The organism is Achromobacter sp. ES-001 (genome assembly GCF_019448355.1).
Lineage (GTDB): Bacteria > Pseudomonadota > Gammaproteobacteria > Burkholderiales > Burkholderiaceae_B > Achromobacter > Achromobacter spanius_B.
This window is the reverse complement of the sequence record NZ_CP079940.1, coordinates 1,806,708-1,825,592: the sequence shown is the minus strand read 5'-3', so window position 1 is coordinate 1,825,592 and position 18,885 is coordinate 1,806,708. Positions and strand designations below refer to the sequence as shown.

At 63.0% G+C, this 18,885-nt stretch carries 16 protein-coding genes and 1 pseudogene; 6 read left to right on the top strand and 11 right to left on the bottom strand.

From position 1 onward, the window contains the following. Positions 1-149: 149 nt before the first annotated feature. The gene (gene tldD, locus KYT87_RS08155; RefSeq protein WP_006218381.1) at positions 150-1,610 is read right to left on the bottom strand and encodes a metalloprotease TldD; all 1,461 of its coding nucleotides are present in this window, start codon (positions 1,608-1,610) and stop codon (positions 150-152) included. Positions 1,611-2,421: 811 nt separating this feature from the next. On the opposite strand from tldD, the gene KYT87_RS08150 reads away from it, so the two are divergent. Further along, positions 2,422-2,805 carry an H-NS family nucleoid-associated regulatory protein gene (locus KYT87_RS08150; protein WP_104143230.1) on the top strand — a complete coding sequence of 128 codons (384 nt, stop codon included), beginning with the start codon at positions 2,422-2,424 and terminating at the stop codon, positions 2,803-2,805. A gap of 87 nt (positions 2,806-2,892) precedes the next feature. Here the strand turns inward: KYT87_RS08150 and KYT87_RS08145 are convergent, their stop codons facing one another. Next, complete coding sequence (locus KYT87_RS08145; protein ID WP_104143229.1) at positions 2,893-3,540, bottom strand: DUF4136 domain-containing protein; 648 nt, start codon at positions 3,538-3,540, stop codon at positions 2,893-2,895. A gap of 150 nt (positions 3,541-3,690) precedes the next feature. Here KYT87_RS08145 and pepN point away from each other — a divergent pair, with 150 nt between their 5' ends. Then, the gene (gene pepN, locus KYT87_RS08140; RefSeq protein ID WP_219991974.1) at positions 3,691-6,396 is read left to right on the top strand and encodes an aminopeptidase N; all 2,706 of its coding nucleotides are present in this window, start codon (positions 3,691-3,693) and stop codon (positions 6,394-6,396) included. 10 nt (positions 6,397-6,406) lie between these two features. Then, positions 6,407-7,426: a class 1 fructose-bisphosphatase gene (locus tag KYT87_RS08135; RefSeq protein WP_046805541.1), complete on the top strand. Its 1,020-nt coding sequence runs from the start codon at positions 6,407-6,409 to the stop codon at positions 7,424-7,426. Between the two features lie 89 nt (positions 7,427-7,515). On the opposite strand, the gene KYT87_RS08130 is transcribed toward KYT87_RS08135, so the two are convergent. From KYT87_RS08130 to alaC, 4 genes and pseudogenes are all read right to left on the bottom strand, one after another. Next, positions 7,516-7,737, bottom strand: a complete 222-nt coding sequence (locus KYT87_RS08130) for a YgdI/YgdR family lipoprotein (RefSeq protein ID WP_046805542.1) — start codon at positions 7,735-7,737, stop codon at positions 7,516-7,518. A gap of 195 nt (positions 7,738-7,932) precedes the next feature. Next, positions 7,933-9,342 (bottom strand): threonine synthase, encoded by a 1,410-nt coding sequence (gene thrC / locus KYT87_RS08125; RefSeq protein WP_104143224.1) that lies wholly within the window; start codon positions 9,340-9,342, stop codon positions 7,933-7,935. Beyond that, complete coding sequence (locus KYT87_RS08120) at positions 9,339-10,643, bottom strand: homoserine dehydrogenase (protein ID WP_046805560.1); 1,305 nt, start codon at positions 10,641-10,643, stop codon at positions 9,339-9,341. The genes thrC and KYT87_RS08120 overlap by 4 nt, the downstream gene beginning before the upstream one ends. 47 nt (positions 10,644-10,690) lie before the next feature. Next, a pseudogene (alaC, locus tag KYT87_RS08115) lies at positions 10,691-11,768 on the bottom strand (alanine transaminase). A gap of 436 nt (positions 11,769-12,204) precedes the next feature. On the opposite strand from alaC, the gene KYT87_RS08110 reads away from it, so the two are divergent. Genes KYT87_RS08110 through KYT87_RS08100 form a run of 3 tightly spaced genes read left to right on the top strand, consistent with a single transcriptional unit; the run spans position 12,205 to position 14,890 of the window. Next, the gene (locus tag KYT87_RS08110; RefSeq protein ID WP_046805544.1) at positions 12,205-12,666 is read left to right on the top strand and encodes an Mth938-like domain-containing protein; all 462 of its coding nucleotides are present in this window, start codon (positions 12,205-12,207) and stop codon (positions 12,664-12,666) included. After that, the gene (locus KYT87_RS08105; RefSeq protein ID WP_046805545.1) at positions 12,663-13,127 is read left to right on the top strand and encodes a peroxiredoxin; all 465 of its coding nucleotides are present in this window, start codon (positions 12,663-12,665) and stop codon (positions 13,125-13,127) included. Before KYT87_RS08110 ends, KYT87_RS08105 begins: the two co-directional genes overlap by 4 nt. Before the next feature lie 56 nt (positions 13,128-13,183). Next, on the top strand, positions 13,184-14,890 hold the full coding sequence (locus KYT87_RS08100; RefSeq protein WP_120154500.1) for a PhoH family protein: 1,707 nt from the start codon (positions 13,184-13,186) through the stop codon (positions 14,888-14,890). A 93-nt stretch (positions 14,891-14,983) separates the two neighbouring features. Here KYT87_RS08100 and KYT87_RS08095 read toward each other — a convergent pair whose 3' ends face one another. From KYT87_RS08095 to KYT87_RS08075, 5 genes are all read right to left on the bottom strand, one after another. Next, positions 14,984-15,115 (bottom strand): entericidin A/B family lipoprotein, encoded by a 132-nt coding sequence (locus KYT87_RS08095; RefSeq protein WP_006218367.1) that lies wholly within the window; start codon positions 15,113-15,115, stop codon positions 14,984-14,986. A 52-nt stretch (positions 15,116-15,167) separates the two neighbouring features. Continuing rightward, entirely contained in the window at positions 15,168-15,863 is a 696-nt protein-coding gene (locus tag KYT87_RS08090; RefSeq protein ID WP_046802843.1) for a fumarylacetoacetate hydrolase family protein, read from the bottom strand. 136 nt (positions 15,864-15,999) lie between these two features. Next, positions 16,000-16,302 carry a Dabb family protein gene (locus KYT87_RS08085; protein WP_046802842.1) on the bottom strand — a complete coding sequence of 101 codons (303 nt, stop codon included), beginning with the start codon at positions 16,300-16,302 and terminating at the stop codon, positions 16,000-16,002. Then, a complete protein-coding gene (locus KYT87_RS08080; protein ID WP_219991973.1) occupies positions 16,302-18,179 on the bottom strand; it encodes an ABC transporter permease in 1,878 nt (625 codons plus the stop codon). The genes KYT87_RS08085 and KYT87_RS08080 overlap by 1 nt, the downstream gene beginning before the upstream one ends. Before the next feature lie 13 nt (positions 18,180-18,192). Further along, positions 18,193-18,885 (bottom strand): ABC transporter ATP-binding protein, encoded by a 693-nt coding sequence (locus KYT87_RS08075; protein WP_219991972.1) that lies wholly within the window; start codon positions 18,883-18,885, stop codon positions 18,193-18,195.

Genomic DNA, 18,885 nt, shown 5'->3' with positions numbered 1-18,885 from the left:
GTGCGTCCCTTCCTCCGCCAGCGGCTTCAGAAAACCATAAAAATAAAAGGTAAAGGCGGGGGACGCGAATTTCATGGGAAACGACTCTAGCACAAAACATTCGGGCCGTCACATCGTTTTTTGGCGACGGTGGCGGCCCGATCTGACGTTCAGGCGGTACCGCCCACGGTCAGCCCTTCCATGCGCACGGTCGGCATGCCCACGCCCACCGGCACGCTCTGGCCGTCCTTGCCGCAAGTACCCACGCCGGAATCCAGCTGAAGATCGTTGCCGATCATGGTGACGCGGGTCATGGCGTCAGGGCCGTTGCCGATCAGCGTGGCGCCCTTGACCGGGTAGGTCACCTTGCCGTCTTCGATCATGTAGGCCTCGGATGCCGAGAACACGAACTTGCCGCTGGTGATGTCGACCTGGCCCCCGCCGAAATTGACGGCGTACAGGCCGCGCTTGACCGACGACACGATTTCTTCGGCAGGCTTGTCGCCGGCCAGCATGTACGTGTTGGTCATGCGCGGCATCGGCAGGTGCGCAAACGATTCGCGGCGGCCGTTGCCGGTGGCGGCGGTTTTCATCAGACGCGCGTTCAGCGTGTCTTGCATGTAGCCGCGCAGGATGCCGTCTTCGATCAGCACGTTGCGCTGGGTGGCATTGCCTTCATCGTCGATGTTGAGCGAACCGCGGCGATCGGGCAGCGTGCCGTCGTCGACCACGGTGACGCCCTTGGATGCCACGCGTTCGCCGATGCGGCCGGAAAACACGCTGGAGCCCTTGCGGTTGAAGTCGCCTTCCAGCCCGTGGCCCACCGCTTCGTGCAGCAGGATGCCGGGCCAGCCGGACCCCAGCACCACCGTCATCTCGCCGGCGGGCGCCGGGCGCGCTTCCAGGTTGACCATGGCTTCATGCACGGCACGTTCGACATAGCCTTGCAGCATTTCGTCCGTGAAGTAGGCAAGCCCCAAGCGTCCACCGCCCCCGGCATGGCCCATTTCGCGGCGGCCGTTGCGTTCGGCGATCACGGTCAGCGACAGGCGCACCAGCGGGCGCACGTCGGCGGCCAGACGGCCATCGCTGCCGGCCACCAGCACGACGTCATATTCGGCACCCAGACCGGCCATCACCTGGATGACATGCGGGTCGCGTGCACGCGCCATGCGCTCGATGCGTTCCAGCAGCGCCACCTTTTCCGGCGCGCTCAGCGTGGCGACGGGGTCGATGTCGGCGTACAGGCTGCGGCCCATTTCGGCTTCGACCTGGGCGGCCACCTTGACCTTGCCGGCGCCGCGCCGGGCAATGCCGCGCACGGCGTGGGCAGACGACAGCAGCGCGTCGGCCGACAGGGAATCGGAATAGGCAAAGGCGGTTTTCTCGCCGCTGACGGCACGCACGCCTACGCCCTGGCTGATGGAAAAGCTGCCGGTCTTGACGATGCCCTCTTCCAGACTCCATCCCTCGCTGCGCGTGTACTGAAAGTACAGGTCGGCGTAATCGACCTTGTGGGTGAAGATCTCACCCAGGGCACGCGCCATATCCGCTTCGGTCAGGCCCCAGGGGTCAAGCAAAAGCGATTTGGCAGTGGCAAGGGAAGCAATAGCGGGATCAGTGATTTTCATAGGCTCTATTCAGGGGGCATCGGCGCGGCACGGGCGCACGCGTTGCGTGGATGCACAAGACCGTATCGTACCGCTGACCGGCCCCCTCGTCCCGACTTTGGCAAGGCGGCCACTGCCGAGGGGTGAAAGATTATTCACGCGTGAATAAATATGGGGACATCGAATGAAGTATCAAGTTAAGCAAAACAACTAAATATTGTTTCACCACATAACAGTTGGGGAGCCGCTCCCGAACGCGGTTGAACGACTCCTAGGCTCTTGGCATACAAGAGTGAGAAATACCCAGGATTGGTCTGACAAGCGCTGATCAAAATGCGGAAACTCGGCCCGGAAGACACCCTAATTCACCATATCAATCCGCTGAGCGGGCAATGCCAAAATGCATGGCGGCCGCATCGAGGCAACGAAAGTGTCAATTCGGTCACCTTGCTTGGCTCATAAATCGGGGCTGGCATGGCCCGGCTTTAAATCGTCCACGACCAACAACATAAACCCGGCGGAGGCTGTCACAAAACGCGATTCTTTCGCTGATTGAAACAAATGACGCCGGGAACAGCCCCTGTTTGCGGGATTCGTCCGCCTTGTGAACCAAATTCGCGTCTGTTTCAAATCGTCCTAAATTTGGGAATATCCTTCCCAAAACTTGTTCCTGCCCGAGGCCCGCATACCGTCAGACCTTGCGGCTCTTTTGATACAAAGTAATTAGCTCGAAAATAGAGAAGTCAAGCCGCAACTTATGTATTATGCGAAGCACAACAATTAAACATTACTTCGCCGGCGATTAAAGCAGTTCCATAATCAGGAATAAACCATGGCCCGAGAAACATACGCAGCTCTGCAAGCAAAGATCGAGAAGGAGATCAACAAGCTTCAAAAGAAGGCGGAAGTCCTCCAAACGAAGCGTCGCAAGCCCGTGATCACCTCCATCATCACGTCCATGCGCGAATACGACATCACCCCGGAAGAAATCATTGCGGCATACGGTTCGGGCAAGCCCGCGCGCGTGGCCCCCGGTGGCCGACGCAAGGCTGGCGCGGCTGCACGCCCCGCCACCGCCGCCAAGCGTGCCGTTGCCCCGAAGTATCGTCACCCGCAAACGGGCGAAACCTGGAGCGGCCGTGGCAAAGCCCCGCGCTGGCTCGCGGCTGAAGAAGCCGGTGGCGCGACACGCGACAGCTTTCTTATCAAAGAATAAAACCTATTCTGTAGTAAGAAATAAATCGGCGCACCAATCTGGTGCGCCGATTTATTTTGGAATTCAGCGTCGAAGCGCCGTCAGGGCTTACTGAACGGGGAACTGAATTTCGCGTTCCGCCCCATTATTCCCGGGGAAATTGTCGAATATCGCGCGTACCAGATAGGGCATCGTGCGCATGAAATCATCGCCCTGACTAAGTATGAAGGCCGTGGAACGGTAAACCTCGGCACCCCCACGTTGGGTGTCCCGAATCTTCAAGCTCAGTGTGTTGCGCTGCACCGCCATGGGCACATCGACCCATTCCGGCCCCCAGTACCCATAGGCGCCGCCCCAGGGGCGAGGCCCGTAGAAACCGCCATATCCGCCATAGCCGTAGCCGCCGTAGAAATAGGGATCGTAGGCGCGGCGCACCATTACCTGGGTCTGGCTGGTGCCATAGGTAAACGACACGTCAAAACGCCCCTTGGCGCCGGGCTGGGCTTCGACCAAACCCGTTGCACCGATGCCGGCGCGCACCATGTCCTGATAGGACTGGTATTCCAGATTATTCAGTTGATTCGGATCCGCGGCCACAAATTGGTAAGTCTGCCCTTCAACGCCGGTAGGCCATTGCTGGAATGAAGTCACCCGCGCGGAAACGGACGGCGCGGCGCAACCGGTCAGTGCCAGCGTTGCCGCCACAGCCGTTAATCCTGCCCAACGGCCCACACTGAACAACGACTTTCGGAACATTTTGCGACTCCTGTTGCGCGCGACGGCGCCATCATACTGAGCTTTGACTAGGCCCACGGCAAAAAGTTTGCCGTAGCCCGCACGCCCCAGAGTGCGCGCCGCGCCCACCTACTACAATAGACCCCTCGTTCAAACCAGGACTGCAACTCCATGCGCACCGACACGCCCATTACCGTTTATCGCAAGGATTACCAGCCCTACCCCTACGACATTCCCGAAGTCGCTTTGGCCTTCGATCTGGCGCCGGACGCCACCGAAGTGCGCTGCACGATGCACGTGCAACGCAAGCCCGGCGCCAGCGCCGACGCGGCCTTGATCCTGGATGGAGAAGACCTGGAACTCGTGTCGGTAGCGGTCAACGGCGCCACCCTGGACGCCGACGCCTATCACCTGTCCGAGCACAGCCTGGCCATATACGGCCTGCCCGCCGACGCCACGGTCGACGTGGTCAGCCGCTGCAATCCGTCCGCCAACTCCACGCTGATGGGCTTGTATGTGTCCGGCGGCAACTTCTTCACGCAATGCGAGGCCGAGGGCTTTCGCCGCATCACCTGGTTTGCCGACCGCCCCGACGTGATGTCGCGCTACCGCGTGACGCTGCGGGCGCAGCCGCAATACCCCGTGCTGCTGTCCAACGGCAACCTGATGGCATCGCGCCAATTGCCTGACGGCCGCAACGAAGTCGAATGGGAAGACCCGTTCCCCAAGCCTTGCTATCTGTTTGCGTTGGTGGCCGGCAACCTGACGCACCGTGAAACCACCGTCAAGACGGCCAGCGGCCGCGACGTGCTGCTACAGGTCTACAGCGACCCCGGCTCTGAAACCAAGACCGAATGGGCGCTTGATTCGTTGGTGCGCGCCCTGCGCTGGGATGAAACCCGCTTCGGCCTGGAATTGGATCTGGACCGCTTCATGATCGTCGCCGTCCATGACTTCAACATGGGCGCGATGGAAAACAAGGGCTTGAATATCTTCAACGCCGCCTACGTGCTGGCCGACGCCGACAGCGCCACCGACGCCAACTACGAAGGCATCGAATCCGTCATCGGCCATGAATACTTTCACAACTGGACCGGCAACCGCGTCACCTGCCGCGATTGGTTCCAGCTGAGCCTGAAAGAAGGGCTGACCGTTTTCCGCGACCAGGAATTCAGCGCCGACATGATGGCGCACGACATGGATGCCGCCGCCGCCACCAGCGCGCGCGCCGTCAAGCGTATCGATGACGTGGTGGCCCTGCGCGCCGCGCAGTTTCCGGAAGATGCCGGCCCCATGGCCCACCCCATCCGCCCCGAGAGCTACCAGGAAATCGGCAACTTCTATACGGCAACCGTGTACGAGAAAGGCGCCGAAGTCATCCGCATGCAGCACACGCTGCTGGGCGAGGAAGGCTTCCGCGCCGGCATGGACGAGTACTTTCGCCGCCACGACGGCCAGGCCGTCACCTGCGACGACTTTGTCGACGCCATGGAATCGGTCTATGTGCCCCAGCACCCGGGCCGCGACCTGTCGGTGTTCCGCCGCTGGTACCGCCAGGCCGGCACGCCGCGCGTGGCCGTCACGCTTGAACACGACGCCGCCACCCGCCGCTGCACGGTCACGCTGACCCAGCAATGCCAGCCGGTGGGCGTCGAGAAAAAAGCCGGCGCTGACTACGTCAAGGCGCCGTACCACATCCCGTTTGCGATCGGCCTTCTGGACCAGGACGGCCGCGCGCTGCCGCTGCGTCACGACGGCGCCACCCGCGACACCGCCCTGCTGGAACTGACCACGCCCAGCCAACAATGGGTGTTCGAAGATATCGCCGAGCGGCCCGTGCCCTCGTTGCTGCGCGATTTCTCGGCCCCGGTCATCGTCGACTATGACTGGACCGACGAAGAATTGGCGCTGCTGTCCGCGCATGACACCAACCCCTTCGCCCGCTGGGAAGCCGGCCAGGAACTGGCCACGCGCCAGATCCTGGCCTTGGCCGAAGCCCGCCAGGCCGGGCGCACGCTACACGCGGACGCGGCGTTCATCAATGCCTGGCGCGCACTGCTGACCGACCCGGCCCTGGATGCCGCCTATCGCGCCCGCGCGCTGGCCCTGCCGTCCGAGAAGACGCTGGCCGAGCGCATGCAGGCGGTGGACCCGCCCGCGCTGGCTGTGGCCCGCGACTTCCTGCGCGCCGAACTCGGCCGGCAGCTGGCCACGGAATTGCGCCAGGCGTTCGAACAGAACCAGACGCCGGGCGAATACAGCCCCGCGCCGGTGCCCGCCGGCAAGCGCGCCCTGAAGAACCTGGCCTTGAGCCATCTGCTGGCGGCCGGCGAACACGACGCCCAGCGTCTGGCCGAGCATCAGTACGAGCACGCCGGCAACATGACCGACAGCATGGCCGCGCTGTCTGCCCTGATCAATTACGGCCAGGGCGACTTCCCCCAGGAAGCGCTGGCAGCGTTCTATGACAAGTGGCGCGACAACCCGCTGGTGGTGGACAAGTGGTTTGCCTTGCAGGCGGCCGCGCGTTCGACCACGGTGCATACCGCCCGCGAACTCATGACGCACCCCGCCTTCACGTTGCGCAACCCCAACCGCGCCCGCGCGCTGATCTTCCAGTTCTGCCTGAACAATGCGCGCGGCATGCACCACCCGGACGGTTCGGGTTATGCCTTCTGGGCCGAGCAGGTGTTGGCGCTGGACGCCCTGAACCCCGAAGTCGCGGCTCGGCTGGCGCGTGCGCTGGACAACTGGTCGCGCTTCGTGCCGGCCCTGCGCACGCCCATGCAGGCCGCGCTGCAACAGGTGCGCGCCCATGCGGGCTTGTCGCGCAACGTGCAGGAAATCGTATCCAAGGCTTTAGAATTCGCAGCATAGGGAGACCCTCTTGAAACGTAAAACACTTACTCAATACCTGGTGGAGCAACAACGCTCTGCCCAAGCCCTGGCGCCGGAAGTCCGGCTGCTGATCGAAGTGGTCGCGCGCGCCTGCAAGGCGATTAGCCACGCCGTCAGCAAGGGCGCGCTGGGCGGCGTCCTGGGCAGCCTGGAAAGCGAAAACGTCCAAGGCGAAGTGCAGAAGAAGCTGGACGTCCTGTCCAACGAAATCCTGCTTGAAGCCAACGAATGGGGCGGCCACCTGGCGGCCATGGCCTCGGAAGAAATGGAAACCATCCATTTGATTCCGAACCGCTACCCCAAGGGCGAATACCTGCTGTTGTTCGACCCCCTGGATGGCTCGTCCAACATCGACGTCAACGTCTCCATCGGCACCATCTTCTCGGTGCTGCAGGCCCCGCACAACGTGTCGGGCGCTCCGGTCTGCGAAGACGATTTCCTGCAACCCGGCAACAAGCAGGTCGTGGCCGGCTATGCCGTCTATGGCCCGCAGACCATGCTGGTGTTGACCATCGGCAATGGCGTGGTCGGCTTCACGCTGGACCGCGAAATGGGCTCGTGGGTGCTCACGCACGAGAACATCCGCGTGCCGGAAGACACCAAGGAATTCGCCATCAACATGTCGAATAGCCGCCACTGGGCACCGCCCGTGAAGCGCTACGTCGACGACTGCCTGGCCGGCGCCACGGGCCCCCTGGGCAAGGACTACAACATGCGCTGGATCGCCTCGATGGTGGCGGACGTGCATCGCATCCTGACCCGTGGCGGCATCTTCATGTACCCCTGGGATGCGCGCGAACCCGGCAAGGCCGGCAAGCTGCGCCTGATGTATGAAGCCAACCCGATGAGCTTCCTGGTCGAACAGGCCGGCGGTGCCGCGATCAACGGCGTCCAGCGCATCATGGACATCCAGCCGGACAAGCTGCACCAGCGCGTCAGCGTGATCCTGGGCTCGAAGAACGAAGTCGAGCGCGTGGGCCGCTATCACGCCGAGGAAGCGGCGAAGTAATCCCGCGCTGAAAAGCAAAACGCTCAAAAGCAAAAAGCCCCTTGATTGCTCAAGGGGCTTTTTTTATTGCGCGCGCGGCGCAACGGCGGTCACTTGACCTCTTCGATGGACTTTACGTCGTCCTTGTTGATCTGGACTTTCTTGCCGTCCTTGTCGTATTCATACATGCCGGACTTTTTGTCATAAGACGGCGAATCGGGCGTCACGGTCGAGCTACCGTCCCGTTGCTGAATGACCGAGGGCGACGAGCATCCGGCCAGCACCCCAACTCCGGTCACCACCAGGGCCAACGTCATGGTCTTCAGGTTCATGGGCGTGTTCTCCAAGTGTGAATAGGTGATTCCACTGTATCGGGAACCTGGCCCCGATATGGTGTCGGGTTGTCGGCAAATTGAGAAAAAACGTAAACCCCGCAACCCACATCGTAAAAAAACCCCTCACGGGCAAGCCTGTGAGGGGTTTTACGCTTACATAAACCGCAAGCCGTTACAGGTCAGCGCAAGGGCTCAGACCTTGGCGTTGGCCTCGATGAAGCGGCGCACCTCGGCCATCGTGCAGTCCATGACCTGTACGCGCTGCGGCAGCGACTCCAGGTTGGCCAGGTTGCCCGGCGGCGTGGCCGGACGGCCCAGCGCTTCTTCGATGGTTTCGGAAAACTTTGCCGGCAAGGCCGTCTCCAGCACCAGCATCGGCACCCCGGGCTCAACGAAGTCGCGCGCCACTTTCACCCCATCGGCGGTGTGCGGATCGACCAGCACGCCGGTCTCGTCGTACAGCGAACGGATGGTGGCCAGGCGCGCCTCGTGCGAGCTTTGGCCGGACACGAAGCCGTAGCGGGATTCGAACTGCGGCTTCAGGTCGGACAGGTCGAACGAGCCCTCTTGCGCCAAGGTGGTCCACAGCGCCTTCACGCGGGAGGCGTCGCGGCCCACCAGATCGAAGACGAAGCGTTCGAAGTTGGACGCGCGCGAGATATCCATCGACGGGCTGGACGTGGCGTACGTCTGCTCGGCCGGACGCGGACGGTAGATGCCCGTGCGGAAAAACTCTTCCAGCACGTTGTTCTCGTTCGTGGCCAGTACCAGGCGGCGCACCGGCAAGCCCATGCTGCGCGCGATGTGACCCGACAGGATGTTGCCGAAGTTGCCCGACGGCACCGCGAACGAGACCTGCTGGCCCGGCTTGTCGGTGGCGCGCAACCAGCCGTGGAAGTAATACACGACCTGGGCGGCGATGCGCGCCCAGTTGATCGAGTTAACGGCGCCCAGACGGTACTTGGTCTTGAAAGCCAGGTCGCTGGCCAGCGCCTTGACGATGTCCTGCGCTTCGTCGAACACGCCGCGCACGGCGATGTTGTGGATGTTTTCGTCTTGCAGCGAATACATCTGTGCGCGCTGGAAGGCGCTCATGCGGCCATGCGGCGACAGCATGAACACGGCCACGCCCTGCTTGCCGCGCAACGCGTATTCGGCCGCCGAGCCCGTGTCGCCCGAGGTCGCGCCCAGGATGTTCAAGGTGGTGCCGCGCTTGGCCAGCGTGTATTCGAAGACCTGGCCCAGGAACTGCATGGCCATGTCCTTGAACGCCAACGTCGGGCCTTCGGACAAGCCCAGCAGCGACAAGCCGCCATCCAGCGGGCGCAGCGGCACGATGTCTTCGCTGTTGAAGATCTCTTGCGTGTACGCCGCGCGCGTCAGGCGGCGCAGGTCGTCGGCCGGAATGTCGGTGGCAAACAGCGACAGCACTTCAAACGCCAGGTCGGCGTAGGACAAGCCGCGCCACGATTCCAGCGTTTGCTCGGAGACCTGGGGCAGTTGTTCCGGCACGGCCAGGCCGCCGTCGGGCGCCAGGCCTTCCAGCAGGATGTCGGAAAAGGGCTGGGCGGCCATGCCGCCTCGGGTCGAGACGTATTTCATGTCAGGTTCTCCACGCGCAAACGGGTGACCTTGGACCGCACGAACGGCATCGCCTCGATGCGCTCGATGGCCTGATTGATGTTGCCTTCGACGGCTTCATGCGTCAGGAAGATAATGTCGGCGCCGCCGATGTGCGAGGGCTGCTGGATCATCGAACCGATCGAGATCGAGCGGTCGGCCAGGATGCGGGCGATGTCCGCCAACACGCCCGGCTGGTCGTCCACGCGCAGGCGCAGGTAGTACGACGTGCTGACGAGTTCGATCGGCAGGATCGGCGTGTCGGACATGGCATCGGGCTGGAACGCCAGGTGCGGCACGCGGTTGCCCGGATCGGCGGTGTGCAGGCGCGTCACGTCGACCAGGTCGGCCACCACGGCGGATGCGGTGGGCTCTTCGCCCGCGCCCTGACCGTAATACAGCGTAGGGCCAACGGCATCGCCCTTGACCAGCACGGCGTTCATCGCGCCTTCGACATTGGCCAGCAGGCGCTCGGACGGCACCAGCGCGGGATGCACGCGCAGTTCAATGCCGTCGGGGCGACGCTTGGTCACGCCCAGCAGCTTGATGCGGTAGCCCAGGCGCTCGGCATGTTCGATGTCTTCGGCGGCCAGCTGCGAGATGCCTTCGATGTAGGCGCGGTCAAACTGCACCGGCACGCCAAAGGCCAGCGAGGCCAGCAGCGTCAGCTTGTGCGCGGCGTCCACGCCTTCCACGTCGAAGGTGGGATCGGCTTCGGCGTAGCCCAGGCGCTGGGCTTCGGCCAGCACGTCGGCGAACGGCAGCCCGCGCGAGCGCATTTCCGACAGGATGAAGTTGGTGGTGCCGTTGATGATGCCGGCCACCCACTGGATGCGGTTGGCCGTCAGGCCCTCGCGGATCGCCTTGATGATGGGGATGCCGCCGGCCACCGCGGCTTCGAACGTGACCATGACGCCGCGCTCGTAGGCGGCGGCGAAGATCTCGTTGCCGTGCTTGGCCAGCAGCGCCTTGTTGGCGGTGACGACATGCTTGCCGTTGGCGATGGCTTCCATCACCAGTTCCAGCGCCAGCGTGTCGCCGCCGATCAGTTCAACAACGATGTCGATTTCCGGGTCGCGCACCAGCGCGTGCACATCGGTATCGACCAGGATCGAGTCGCCCACGCGGGCGCGCGCCTTGGCCACGTCGCGCACGGCGGCGCGGGTGACTTCGATGCGGCGGCCGGCGCGGCGGGCGATTTCTTCCGCGTTGCGCGACAGCACGGTCCACGTGCCTCCGCCAACAACGCCAAGACCAAGCAGGCCCACCTTCATGGGACGCATCGCGCCGCCCTCGGGGGCTTGCGCGGCGGGTGAGCGTTCAGGGATATTCATTTCAGCAATCCGTCCTTGCGGAACATATCTTTGATGCCGCGCACCGCTTGGCGGGTGCGCTGCTCGTTTTCGATAAGAGCGAAGCGTACGTAGTCGTCGCCATACTCGCCGAAGCCGATCCCGGGGGACACGGCCACTTTCGCATCCGACAGGACACGCTTGGCAAATTCCAAAGAGCCCATCGCCCGGTAGGGCTCGGGGATCTGCGCCCAGATATACATGGACGCCTTGGGAATTTCCACATTCCAACCTGCTTCGTGCAGGCCGCGCACGAGCACGTCGCGGCGGCTTTGGTATTGGGCCACGATCTCGCTCACGCAATCCTGCGGGCCGTCCAGGGCGGCAATCGACGCCACCTGGATCGGCGTGAACGTGCCGTAGTCGTGATAGCTCTTGATGCGCGCCAGCGCGTTGACCAGACCGGTTGCCCACCATGTAGCCGATGCGCCAGCCCGCCATGTTGTAGCTTTTGCTCATCGTGAAGAACTCGACGGCGACATCGCGCGCGCCGGGCACCTGCATGATGGACGGCGCGACATAGCCGTCAAAGGTGATGTCGGCGTAGGCCAGATCATGCACCACCAGGATGTCGTGTTCCTTGGCCAGCGCCACCACGCGTTCGAAGAACGACAGGTCCACGCACTGCGCGGTCGGGTTGCTGGGAAAACCCAGCACCATCATCTTGGGCTTCGGGATGGACTCGCGCACCGCGCGTTCCAGCTCTTCGAAGAAATCGACGCCGGGCGTCATGCGCACCGAACGGATGTTGGCGCCGGCAATCACCGCGCCGTAGATGTGGATCGGGTAGCTGGGGTTGGGCACCAGCACCGTGTCGCCGCGATCCAGCGTGGCTAGCATCAAGTGGGCCAGGCCTTCTTTGGAGCCGATGGTGACGATGGCTTCGGAATCCGGATCGAACTCGACCGCGTAGCGGCGCTGATACCAATCACAAATCGCCTTGCGCAGACGCGGAATGCCCTTGGACACGGAATAGCCGTGAGTGGTGGGGCGCGAGGTGGCCTCCACCATCTTGTCGACGATGTGCTTGGGTGTGGCACCGTCCGGGTTGCCCATGGACATGTCGATGATGTCCTCGCCCCGCCGCCGCGCCGCCATCTTGAGCTCGCCAGTAATGTTGAAAACGTACGGGGGCAAACGCTCGATGCGAGAGAACTTCCTCATGATGGGAATCCTTAGGGGCGGAAAGGGCGAAAAAACCAGGGCGCGGTCGCGCGAAGGGGAAAGGGGCTTAAAGCCGCGCCAGCACACGATTGCAGCGCAGCAAAACCCTGTAATCTAGCGCAACGACGGCCATGCGGCAAATGGGGCAAAAACGGGTCCGTTTCCCCATTGAAAAGACAGGCTTTTTTTAACCTGTCCACACGCGCCAAAAACCACGTTGTTGCAAGGCAGGGAATCCGCTTATACCGTCAAGCAACGAAGCCCCCAACACTGCAACCCATGGCGAGTTTGATGCGCTATCATCAAGCCCATAAAGCCGGAGTTTTTATTGAAGCTGCATACTGATCCTGCGACGGCCGCCCTGAACACCGTAACTGCTTACGGTGAGGGGTATATCGAGGTCAACCAAGTTCGTTTTTCCTCGTCGGTCGCATTTGGCCCCGAAGGCGAAGTTACCGAATGGCCTGTTGACTCGCCGGCCGACATCACCTCTACCCTGTTGCACCAGGCGGCCGGTTTGACCGAGCCCGTCCGCGACCCGATGGCTTTTCTGGATGAACCGGAAGCCAGCCCCAGCCGCCCGGCCAATGCGCCCGAGGTATTGCTGGTAGGCACGGGCGCCCGGCAACAGTTCCTGCGTCCCGAAGTGTTGCGTCCCCTGTTGGCCATGGGAATCGGCGTCGAGATCATGGACACGCACGCCGCCTCTCGCACCTACAACATCCTGATGGCAGAGGGCCGGCGCGTGGTCGTCGCCCTCATCCCCCCCAATGGAGATCCACAGAAATGACGCCCAGCATCGGCAAGCCCGCCCCGCAATTCACCGCGGAAAGCACGATTGGTCCGATCAGCCTGGAACAGTGCCAGGGCCGTGCCGTGATCCTGTATTTCTACCCCAAGGACAACACGCCCGGCTGCACCACCGAAAGCCAGGACTTCCGCGACCTGCACGCCGACTTCCTGGCGGCCAGCGCGGTGGTCATCGGAATCTCGCGCGACTCGCTCAAGTCGCATGAGAACTTCAAGGCCAAGTACGAACTTCCTTTCCCGCTCATCTCCGACGCCGACGAAACCGTGTGCAATCTGTTCGGCGTCATCAAGCAGAAGAATATGTATGGCAAGCAGGTGCGAGGCATCGAGCGCAGCACCTTTTTGATCGACGCCTATGGCGTGCTGGTGCAGGAGTGGCGCGGGGTGAAGGTCCCGGGCCACGCCAAGGAAGTCCTGCAGGCCGCGAAAAGTATCGGTTAGCCGTACAGGAATACCCGTCAGGCGCTATTGCCGGCCCACCCTGGAGAGTGACGCATATGCCGCTTCCGAAGTTGCCCACCCGCCCCGCAGCCATCCTGACCTTCCCCTCGGGCGAATCCGCCCGGGCGCAGGCCCGCACTACCAAGACTGCCGCTGCGCAGTCCAGCACCCACGCCGCGCTTGCCGACGACGATGACGAGCTGCTTGTGCAGCCCGAACTTGACGGCATGGCCGAGCCGGCACGCAAGGCGCAGATTCCCGCGCCCGCCCGCCAGGTTCCTCCGCCCGCCCCCGCCGCCCCGGCGGCAACCCGCGCCGAAACGCGCGCGGCCAAGACGGCGCCCGCCCCGGCCAAGCGCGGCAAGCCGCGCGCCCAGAACGAGCCGCGCAAGTTGTTCGTGCTGGACACCAACGTACTGCTGCACGACCCCAGTTCGCTGTTCCGCTTTGAAGAGCACGACATCTTCCTGCCGATGATGACGCTGGAAGAGCTGGACCATCAAAAGAAAGGCATGTCGGAAGTGGCGCGCAACGCGCGTCAGGTCAGCCGATCGCTGGACGCGCTGGTGCAAGACGCCACGCAGCTGGACGAAGGGCTTGAGCTGGCCAAGCTGGGCAACAAGGATGCCACCGGCCGCCTGATGTTCCAGACGACCGCCATCCACAGCACGCTGCCGTCCGACCTGCCCATGGGCAAGGCCGACAATCAGATCCTGGGCGTGGTGCGTGCCCTGCAAGAAAAATTCCCGCAGCGCGAGGTCGTGCTGGTGTCCAAGGACATCAACATGCGCCTGAAGGCGCGCGCGCTGGGCATGGCCGCCGAAGACTACTTCAACGACCACGTCCTGGAAGATTCGGACCTGATGTACACGGGCGTGATGCAACTGCCCGAGGACTTCTGGAACAAGCACGGCAAGGACGTGGAATCCTGGCAGCAAGGCGGCACCACGTTCTACCGTATCCATGGTCCGTTGTGCTCGCAGTTCGTCGTCAACCAGTTCGTCTACTTCGAAGGCCAGATGCCGCTGTACGCGCAGGTGCGCGAAGTCAGCGGCAAGATGGCGGTGCTGGCCACCCTGCGCGACTACACCCACGGCAAGAACAACGTCTGGGGCATCACGGCGCGCAACCGCGAACAGAACTTCGCCATGAACCTGCTGATGAACCCGGAGTGCGATTTCGTATCGCTGCTGGGTCAGGCGGGCACGGGCAAGACGCTGCTGGCGCTGGCGGCCGGTATCACGCAGGTGCTTGAGACCAAGCGCTACACCGAAATCATCATGACGCGCGTCACGGTGCCGGTCGGTGAAGACATCGGTTTCCTGCCCGGCACGGAAGAAGAAAAGATGTTGCCCTGGATGGGCGCGCTGGAAGACAACCTTGACGTCCTGAACATGGGCGACGGCGAAGGCAACGGCGATTGGGGCCGCGCCGCCACCATGGACCTGATCCGCTCACGCATCAAGGTCAAGTCCCTGAACTTCATGCGCGGCCGCACGTTCCTGAACAAGTACCTGATCATCGACGAGGCCCAGAACCTGACGCCCAAGCAGATGAAAACGCTGGTGACCCGCGCGGGCCCCGGCACCAAGGTGATCTGCCTGGGCAACGTTGCCCAGATCGATACGCCGTACCTGACCGAAGGCAGCTCAGGCCTGACGTTCGTCGTAGACCGCTTCAAGGGCTGGCCGCATTCCGGGCACGTCACCTTGCAGCGCGGCGAACGTTCGCGCCTGGCCGACTACGCGGGGGATGTGCTGTAAGGTCTGAACGATCCCTGCACGCTCCGCATAAAAAAGCCCCTTGAAGAAACTTCAAGGGGCTTTTTCTTGCCTGGACCAATCAACCGACGGTGCTTATTTGTCGGCCGCGTTGGTGATGGCATTGCCGGCCCGGGACATATCGCGGCCCATGCCCGCTACGGTATTGCAACCGGCGAGCACGAATCCGAATACGACAAAGGCGGTCAGCACGATCTTGCCGCGCATGCTGTCAACTCCTGAACAAAAAAATCGATGCAAGTGTGTGGGGGGGTGAAGGTCAAACGATCTGCACGCGCAGTTCGCCCAGGCCTTCCACGCCACCGGTGATGACATCGCCCTGCACCACGGCGCCCACACCCTCGGGCGTGCCGGTGAAAATGATGTCGCCCGGCTGCAATTCGAACAGGCCCGACAGGTACGAAATGCTTTCCGGGATGTTCCACAGCATCTGCGAGATGTCGCTGGATTGCTTGCGCTGGCCGTTCACGTCCAGCCAGATCGCGCCCTTGTCCAGCGTGCCCACGACGCTGCGCGGGTGGATCGGGCCGATCGGGGCGGACTCGTCGAACGCCTTGCCGATTTCCCAGGGGCGGCCCTGCTTCTTCATTTCGCCTTGCAGGTCGCGGCGGGTCATGTCCAGGCCCAGCGCATAGCCCCACACGCATTCGTTGGCCTGCTCAACCGGAATGTCTCGGCCCCCCTTGCCCAGCACCACGACAAGTTCCATCTCGTAGTGCAGGTTCGAGGTCTTGGGCGGATACGACATTTTGCCGGTTTCACCGTCGGCAACGGGGCGGACGGCGTCCGCGGGCTTGCAGAAGAAGAACGGGTCTTCACGGCCGGTGAAGCCCATTTCCTTGGCGTGTTCGGCGTAGTTGCGACCCACGCAATAGACGCGGCGCACCGGAAACAACGCGGCGCTGCCGTCCACGGGGACCGCGACGGGCGGCTGGGGAGGTAATACGTAGTCCATGAGCGATCAACCTATGACAAATACGTGACTGAAAACCGGCCAAATATCTTACCTCCGCGCACGAGGCGCGGCGCGTAAGGTAAAAATCATCCGCGAGTTTATCCCTTTCCCGGCGCCACGGGCGGCCGGGTTTCGTTCAGGAAAACGTAGGGATTTCACCATCGAAAACCACCAGGCGCTCGATGAAGCCGGCCATATAGGTTTTCATTTCCTGGTGCGCGGGCGACACCTGGTAGCGGTCATGGGCCGCCTCGTCAGCGAAGGCGGCCACCACCGCGTGCGTCAGGCCGTCGGCGCGGCTGGCCTGGTTGGGTCGAAAGGCATAGCCCGCCACCCCATCGCATTCCGCCAGCACCCGATCGCAATACACCTGGACGCGTTCGTGAAAGCGGGCATCGGCGGCGGACGACAGTTGCAACATCACCACATGCAGAAACATCAGGACTCCTTCTTCGAACGCGTCGCTGCCAGCCAGGCGCGCGCAACCAATCCCATGATGCCGTCTCGCAACAGCAACACGCACAAGACAAAGATGGCCCCTTGCACGATCAGCACCCACGAGCCCAGCGGCGCCAGGTAGTTTTGCAGGGACACAAACGTGAAGGCCCCGGCCAGCGGACCGAACACGGTGCCGATACCGCCCAGCAGCGCCATCAGCACAACTTCACCGTTGGCGTGCCAATGCACATCCGTCAACGAGGCCACGCCGAACACCAACACCTTCAAGCCGCCCGCCAGCCCGGCCACCGAGGCCGACAGCGTGAAGGCCAGCAGCTTGTAGCGCGACGTGGAATAGCCTAATGAGCGGGCGCGCTGCTCGTTGTCGCGCACCGATCGGATCACTTCGCCAAAGGGGGAATTGAGCACGCGCAGCACGAAGGCGTAGCCCAGCGCGAACACGGCCAGCGTGAAGTAATACATGGGCATCACGTTTTGCAGGTCGAAAATTCCGAAGAGCTTGCCGCGCGGCACGCTTTGCAGTCCATCCTCGCCTCCCGTGAAGCCTGCCTGCACCGCAATGAAGTAGACCAGCTGCGACAGCGCCAACGTAATCATCGCGAAGTAGATGCCCTGGCGCCGGATGGCGATGGCGCCGAACAGCAGCCCCAGCAACCCGCCCGTGACCACGCCCGCCAACAACCCGAGTTCGGGCGTGGCGCCCAGCACCTTCATGACGATGCCGGTTGCATAGGCCGCCGCGCCGAAGAAGGCCGCGTGACCGAAGGACAGCAGGCCCACATAGCCCACCAGCAGGTTGAACGCCGCCGCGAACAGCGCAAAGCACAGCACCTTCATCAGGAATGTGGGATAGACAAACCACGGCGCCGCCAGCGCCACCACGGCCAGCACCGCCATGGATATCCGCATCGCGCGCCGGCTCAGTTGCACGGGCTGGCGCGTCGCTTCGGCCGCCAGCACGTTCTGAACCTGCAAGGGCTTGCCGAACAGCCCGGCCGGCTTGCACAGCAGCACCAGCACCATGATGATGAAGATCGCCAGGTTGGCGGCCTCGGGGTAGAACACTTTGGTCAGCCCTTCGATGATGCCCAGCCCGAAACCGCTGATGATGGCGCCCATGATGGACCCCATGCCACCAATCACCACCACCGCGAACACCACGACGACCAGGTTCGATCCCATCATCGGGCTGACCTGATAGATGGGCGCGGCGATCACGCCCGCCACCGATGCCAGCGCCACGCCCAGCGCGTACGTCAGCGTGATCAACAACGGCACGTTGATGCCGAAGGAACGCACGATGGTCGGGTTCTCGGTTGCGGCGCGCAGCATGGCGCCCACGCGCGTTTTCTCGATCAGTACCCAGACCGCCAGGCACAGCACCAGCGACACGGCCACCGCCCAACCGCGATACCACGGCAGGAACATGAAGCCCAGGTTCACACCGCCGGACAAGGCCTTTGGGATGGTGTACGGCAGCCCCGACACGCCATAGGCCTGGCGCAGCCCGCCTTCGATCAGCAGCGCGATGCCGAACGTGAGCAGCAGCCCGTACAGGTGGTCCATGCGATAGGTGCGGGATATCAGCAGGCGCTCGACCGCCACGGCAAACACCGCCATGATGAGCGGCACCAGCACCAGCGCGGCCCAGTAGTTCACGCCCAGGTAATTGAGCAGCATCCAGGCCAGGAACGCACCGGCCGTGTACTGCGCGCCATGGGCAAAGTTGATGATGTTCAACAGGCCGAAAATCACCGCCAGCCCGATCGAGAGCAAGGCGTAGAAAGACCCGTTGATCAGGCCCAGCAACAGCTGGCCGAACAGCGCCGTGGACGGCACACCGAAAATTTCGAACACAGGGATTCTCCTTTCAGACGCCCAGGCGGCGTGCGATCCGGGCAGGATCGCGGCGCGCCTCGTCCGCCGACAACTGATCGACCACGCAACCGTGCTCCATGACGTAGTGGCGGTCGGCCACCTTGGTCGCAAAGCGGAAGTTCTGCTCGACCAGCACGATGGTGAAGCCGCGTTCTTTCAGCGTGCGGATGGCGTGTCCGATCTGCTGCACGATGACGGGCGCCAGGCCTTCGGTGGGCTCGTCCAGCAGGATCAGCTGCGCACCGGTGCGCAAGATGCGCGCGATGGCCAGCATCTGCTGCTCGCCGCCCGACAGGTTGCCGCCGGAACTGGCGCTGCGTTCGCGCAGGTTGGGAAACAGCGTGTAGATTTCGTCCAGCGACATGCCGCCGTCGGCCAGGCGCGGCGGCAGCAGCAGGTTTTCGGTGACGCTCAAGCTGCGGAACACCGCCCGCTCTTCGGGGCAATACACCACGCCCAGGCGCGGGATGCGGTGCGGCGCCATGCTCACCGTTTCCTGCCCGTTCAAGCGGATGGAACCGCGCCGCTTGTCCAGAATGCCCATGATGGCGCGCAGCGTCGTGGTCTTGCCCGCGCCGTTGCGGCCCAGGATGGTGACAAGTTCGCCACGCTGAACGTCGATGTTCACGCCGTGCAGCACGTGGGATTCCCCGTACCAGGCGTTAAGGTCGTTGATGGCCAGCAT

Coding starts and splice junctions, on each gene's coding strand:
- tldD (WP_006218381.1), bottom strand. CDS start 1,610: ATGAAAATCACTGATCCCGCTATTGCTTCCCTTGCCACTGCCAAATCG.
- KYT87_RS08150 (WP_104143230.1), top strand. CDS start 2,422: ATGGCCCGAGAAACATACGCAGCTCTGCAAGCAAAGATCGAGAAGGAG.
- KYT87_RS08145 (WP_104143229.1), bottom strand. CDS start 3,540: ATGTTCCGAAAGTCGTTGTTCAGTGTGGGCCGTTGGGCAGGATTAACG.
- pepN (WP_219991974.1), top strand. CDS start 3,691: ATGCGCACCGACACGCCCATTACCGTTTATCGCAAGGATTACCAGCCC.
- KYT87_RS08130 (WP_046805542.1), bottom strand. CDS start 7,737: ATGAACCTGAAGACCATGACGTTGGCCCTGGTGGTGACCGGAGTTGGG.
- thrC (WP_104143224.1), bottom strand. CDS start 9,342: ATGAAATACGTCTCGACCCGAGGCGGCATGGCCGCCCAGCCCTTTTCC.
- KYT87_RS08120 (WP_046805560.1), bottom strand. CDS start 10,643: ATGCGTCCCATGAAGGTGGGCCTGCTTGGTCTTGGCGTTGTTGGCGGA.
- KYT87_RS08105 (WP_046805545.1), top strand. CDS start 12,663: ATGACGCCCAGCATCGGCAAGCCCGCCCCGCAATTCACCGCGGAAAGC.
- KYT87_RS08100 (WP_120154500.1), top strand. CDS start 13,184: ATGCCGCTTCCGAAGTTGCCCACCCGCCCCGCAGCCATCCTGACCTTC.
- KYT87_RS08095 (WP_006218367.1), bottom strand. CDS start 15,115: ATGCGCGGCAAGATCGTGCTGACCGCCTTTGTCGTATTCGGATTCGTG.
- KYT87_RS08090 (WP_046802843.1), bottom strand. CDS start 15,863: ATGGACTACGTATTACCTCCCCAGCCGCCCGTCGCGGTCCCCGTGGAC.
- KYT87_RS08085 (WP_046802842.1), bottom strand. CDS start 16,302: ATGTTTCTGCATGTGGTGATGTTGCAACTGTCGTCCGCCGCCGATGCC.
- KYT87_RS08075 (WP_219991972.1), bottom strand. CDS start 18,885: ATGCTGGCCATCAACGACCTTAACGCCTGGTACGGGGAATCCCACGTG.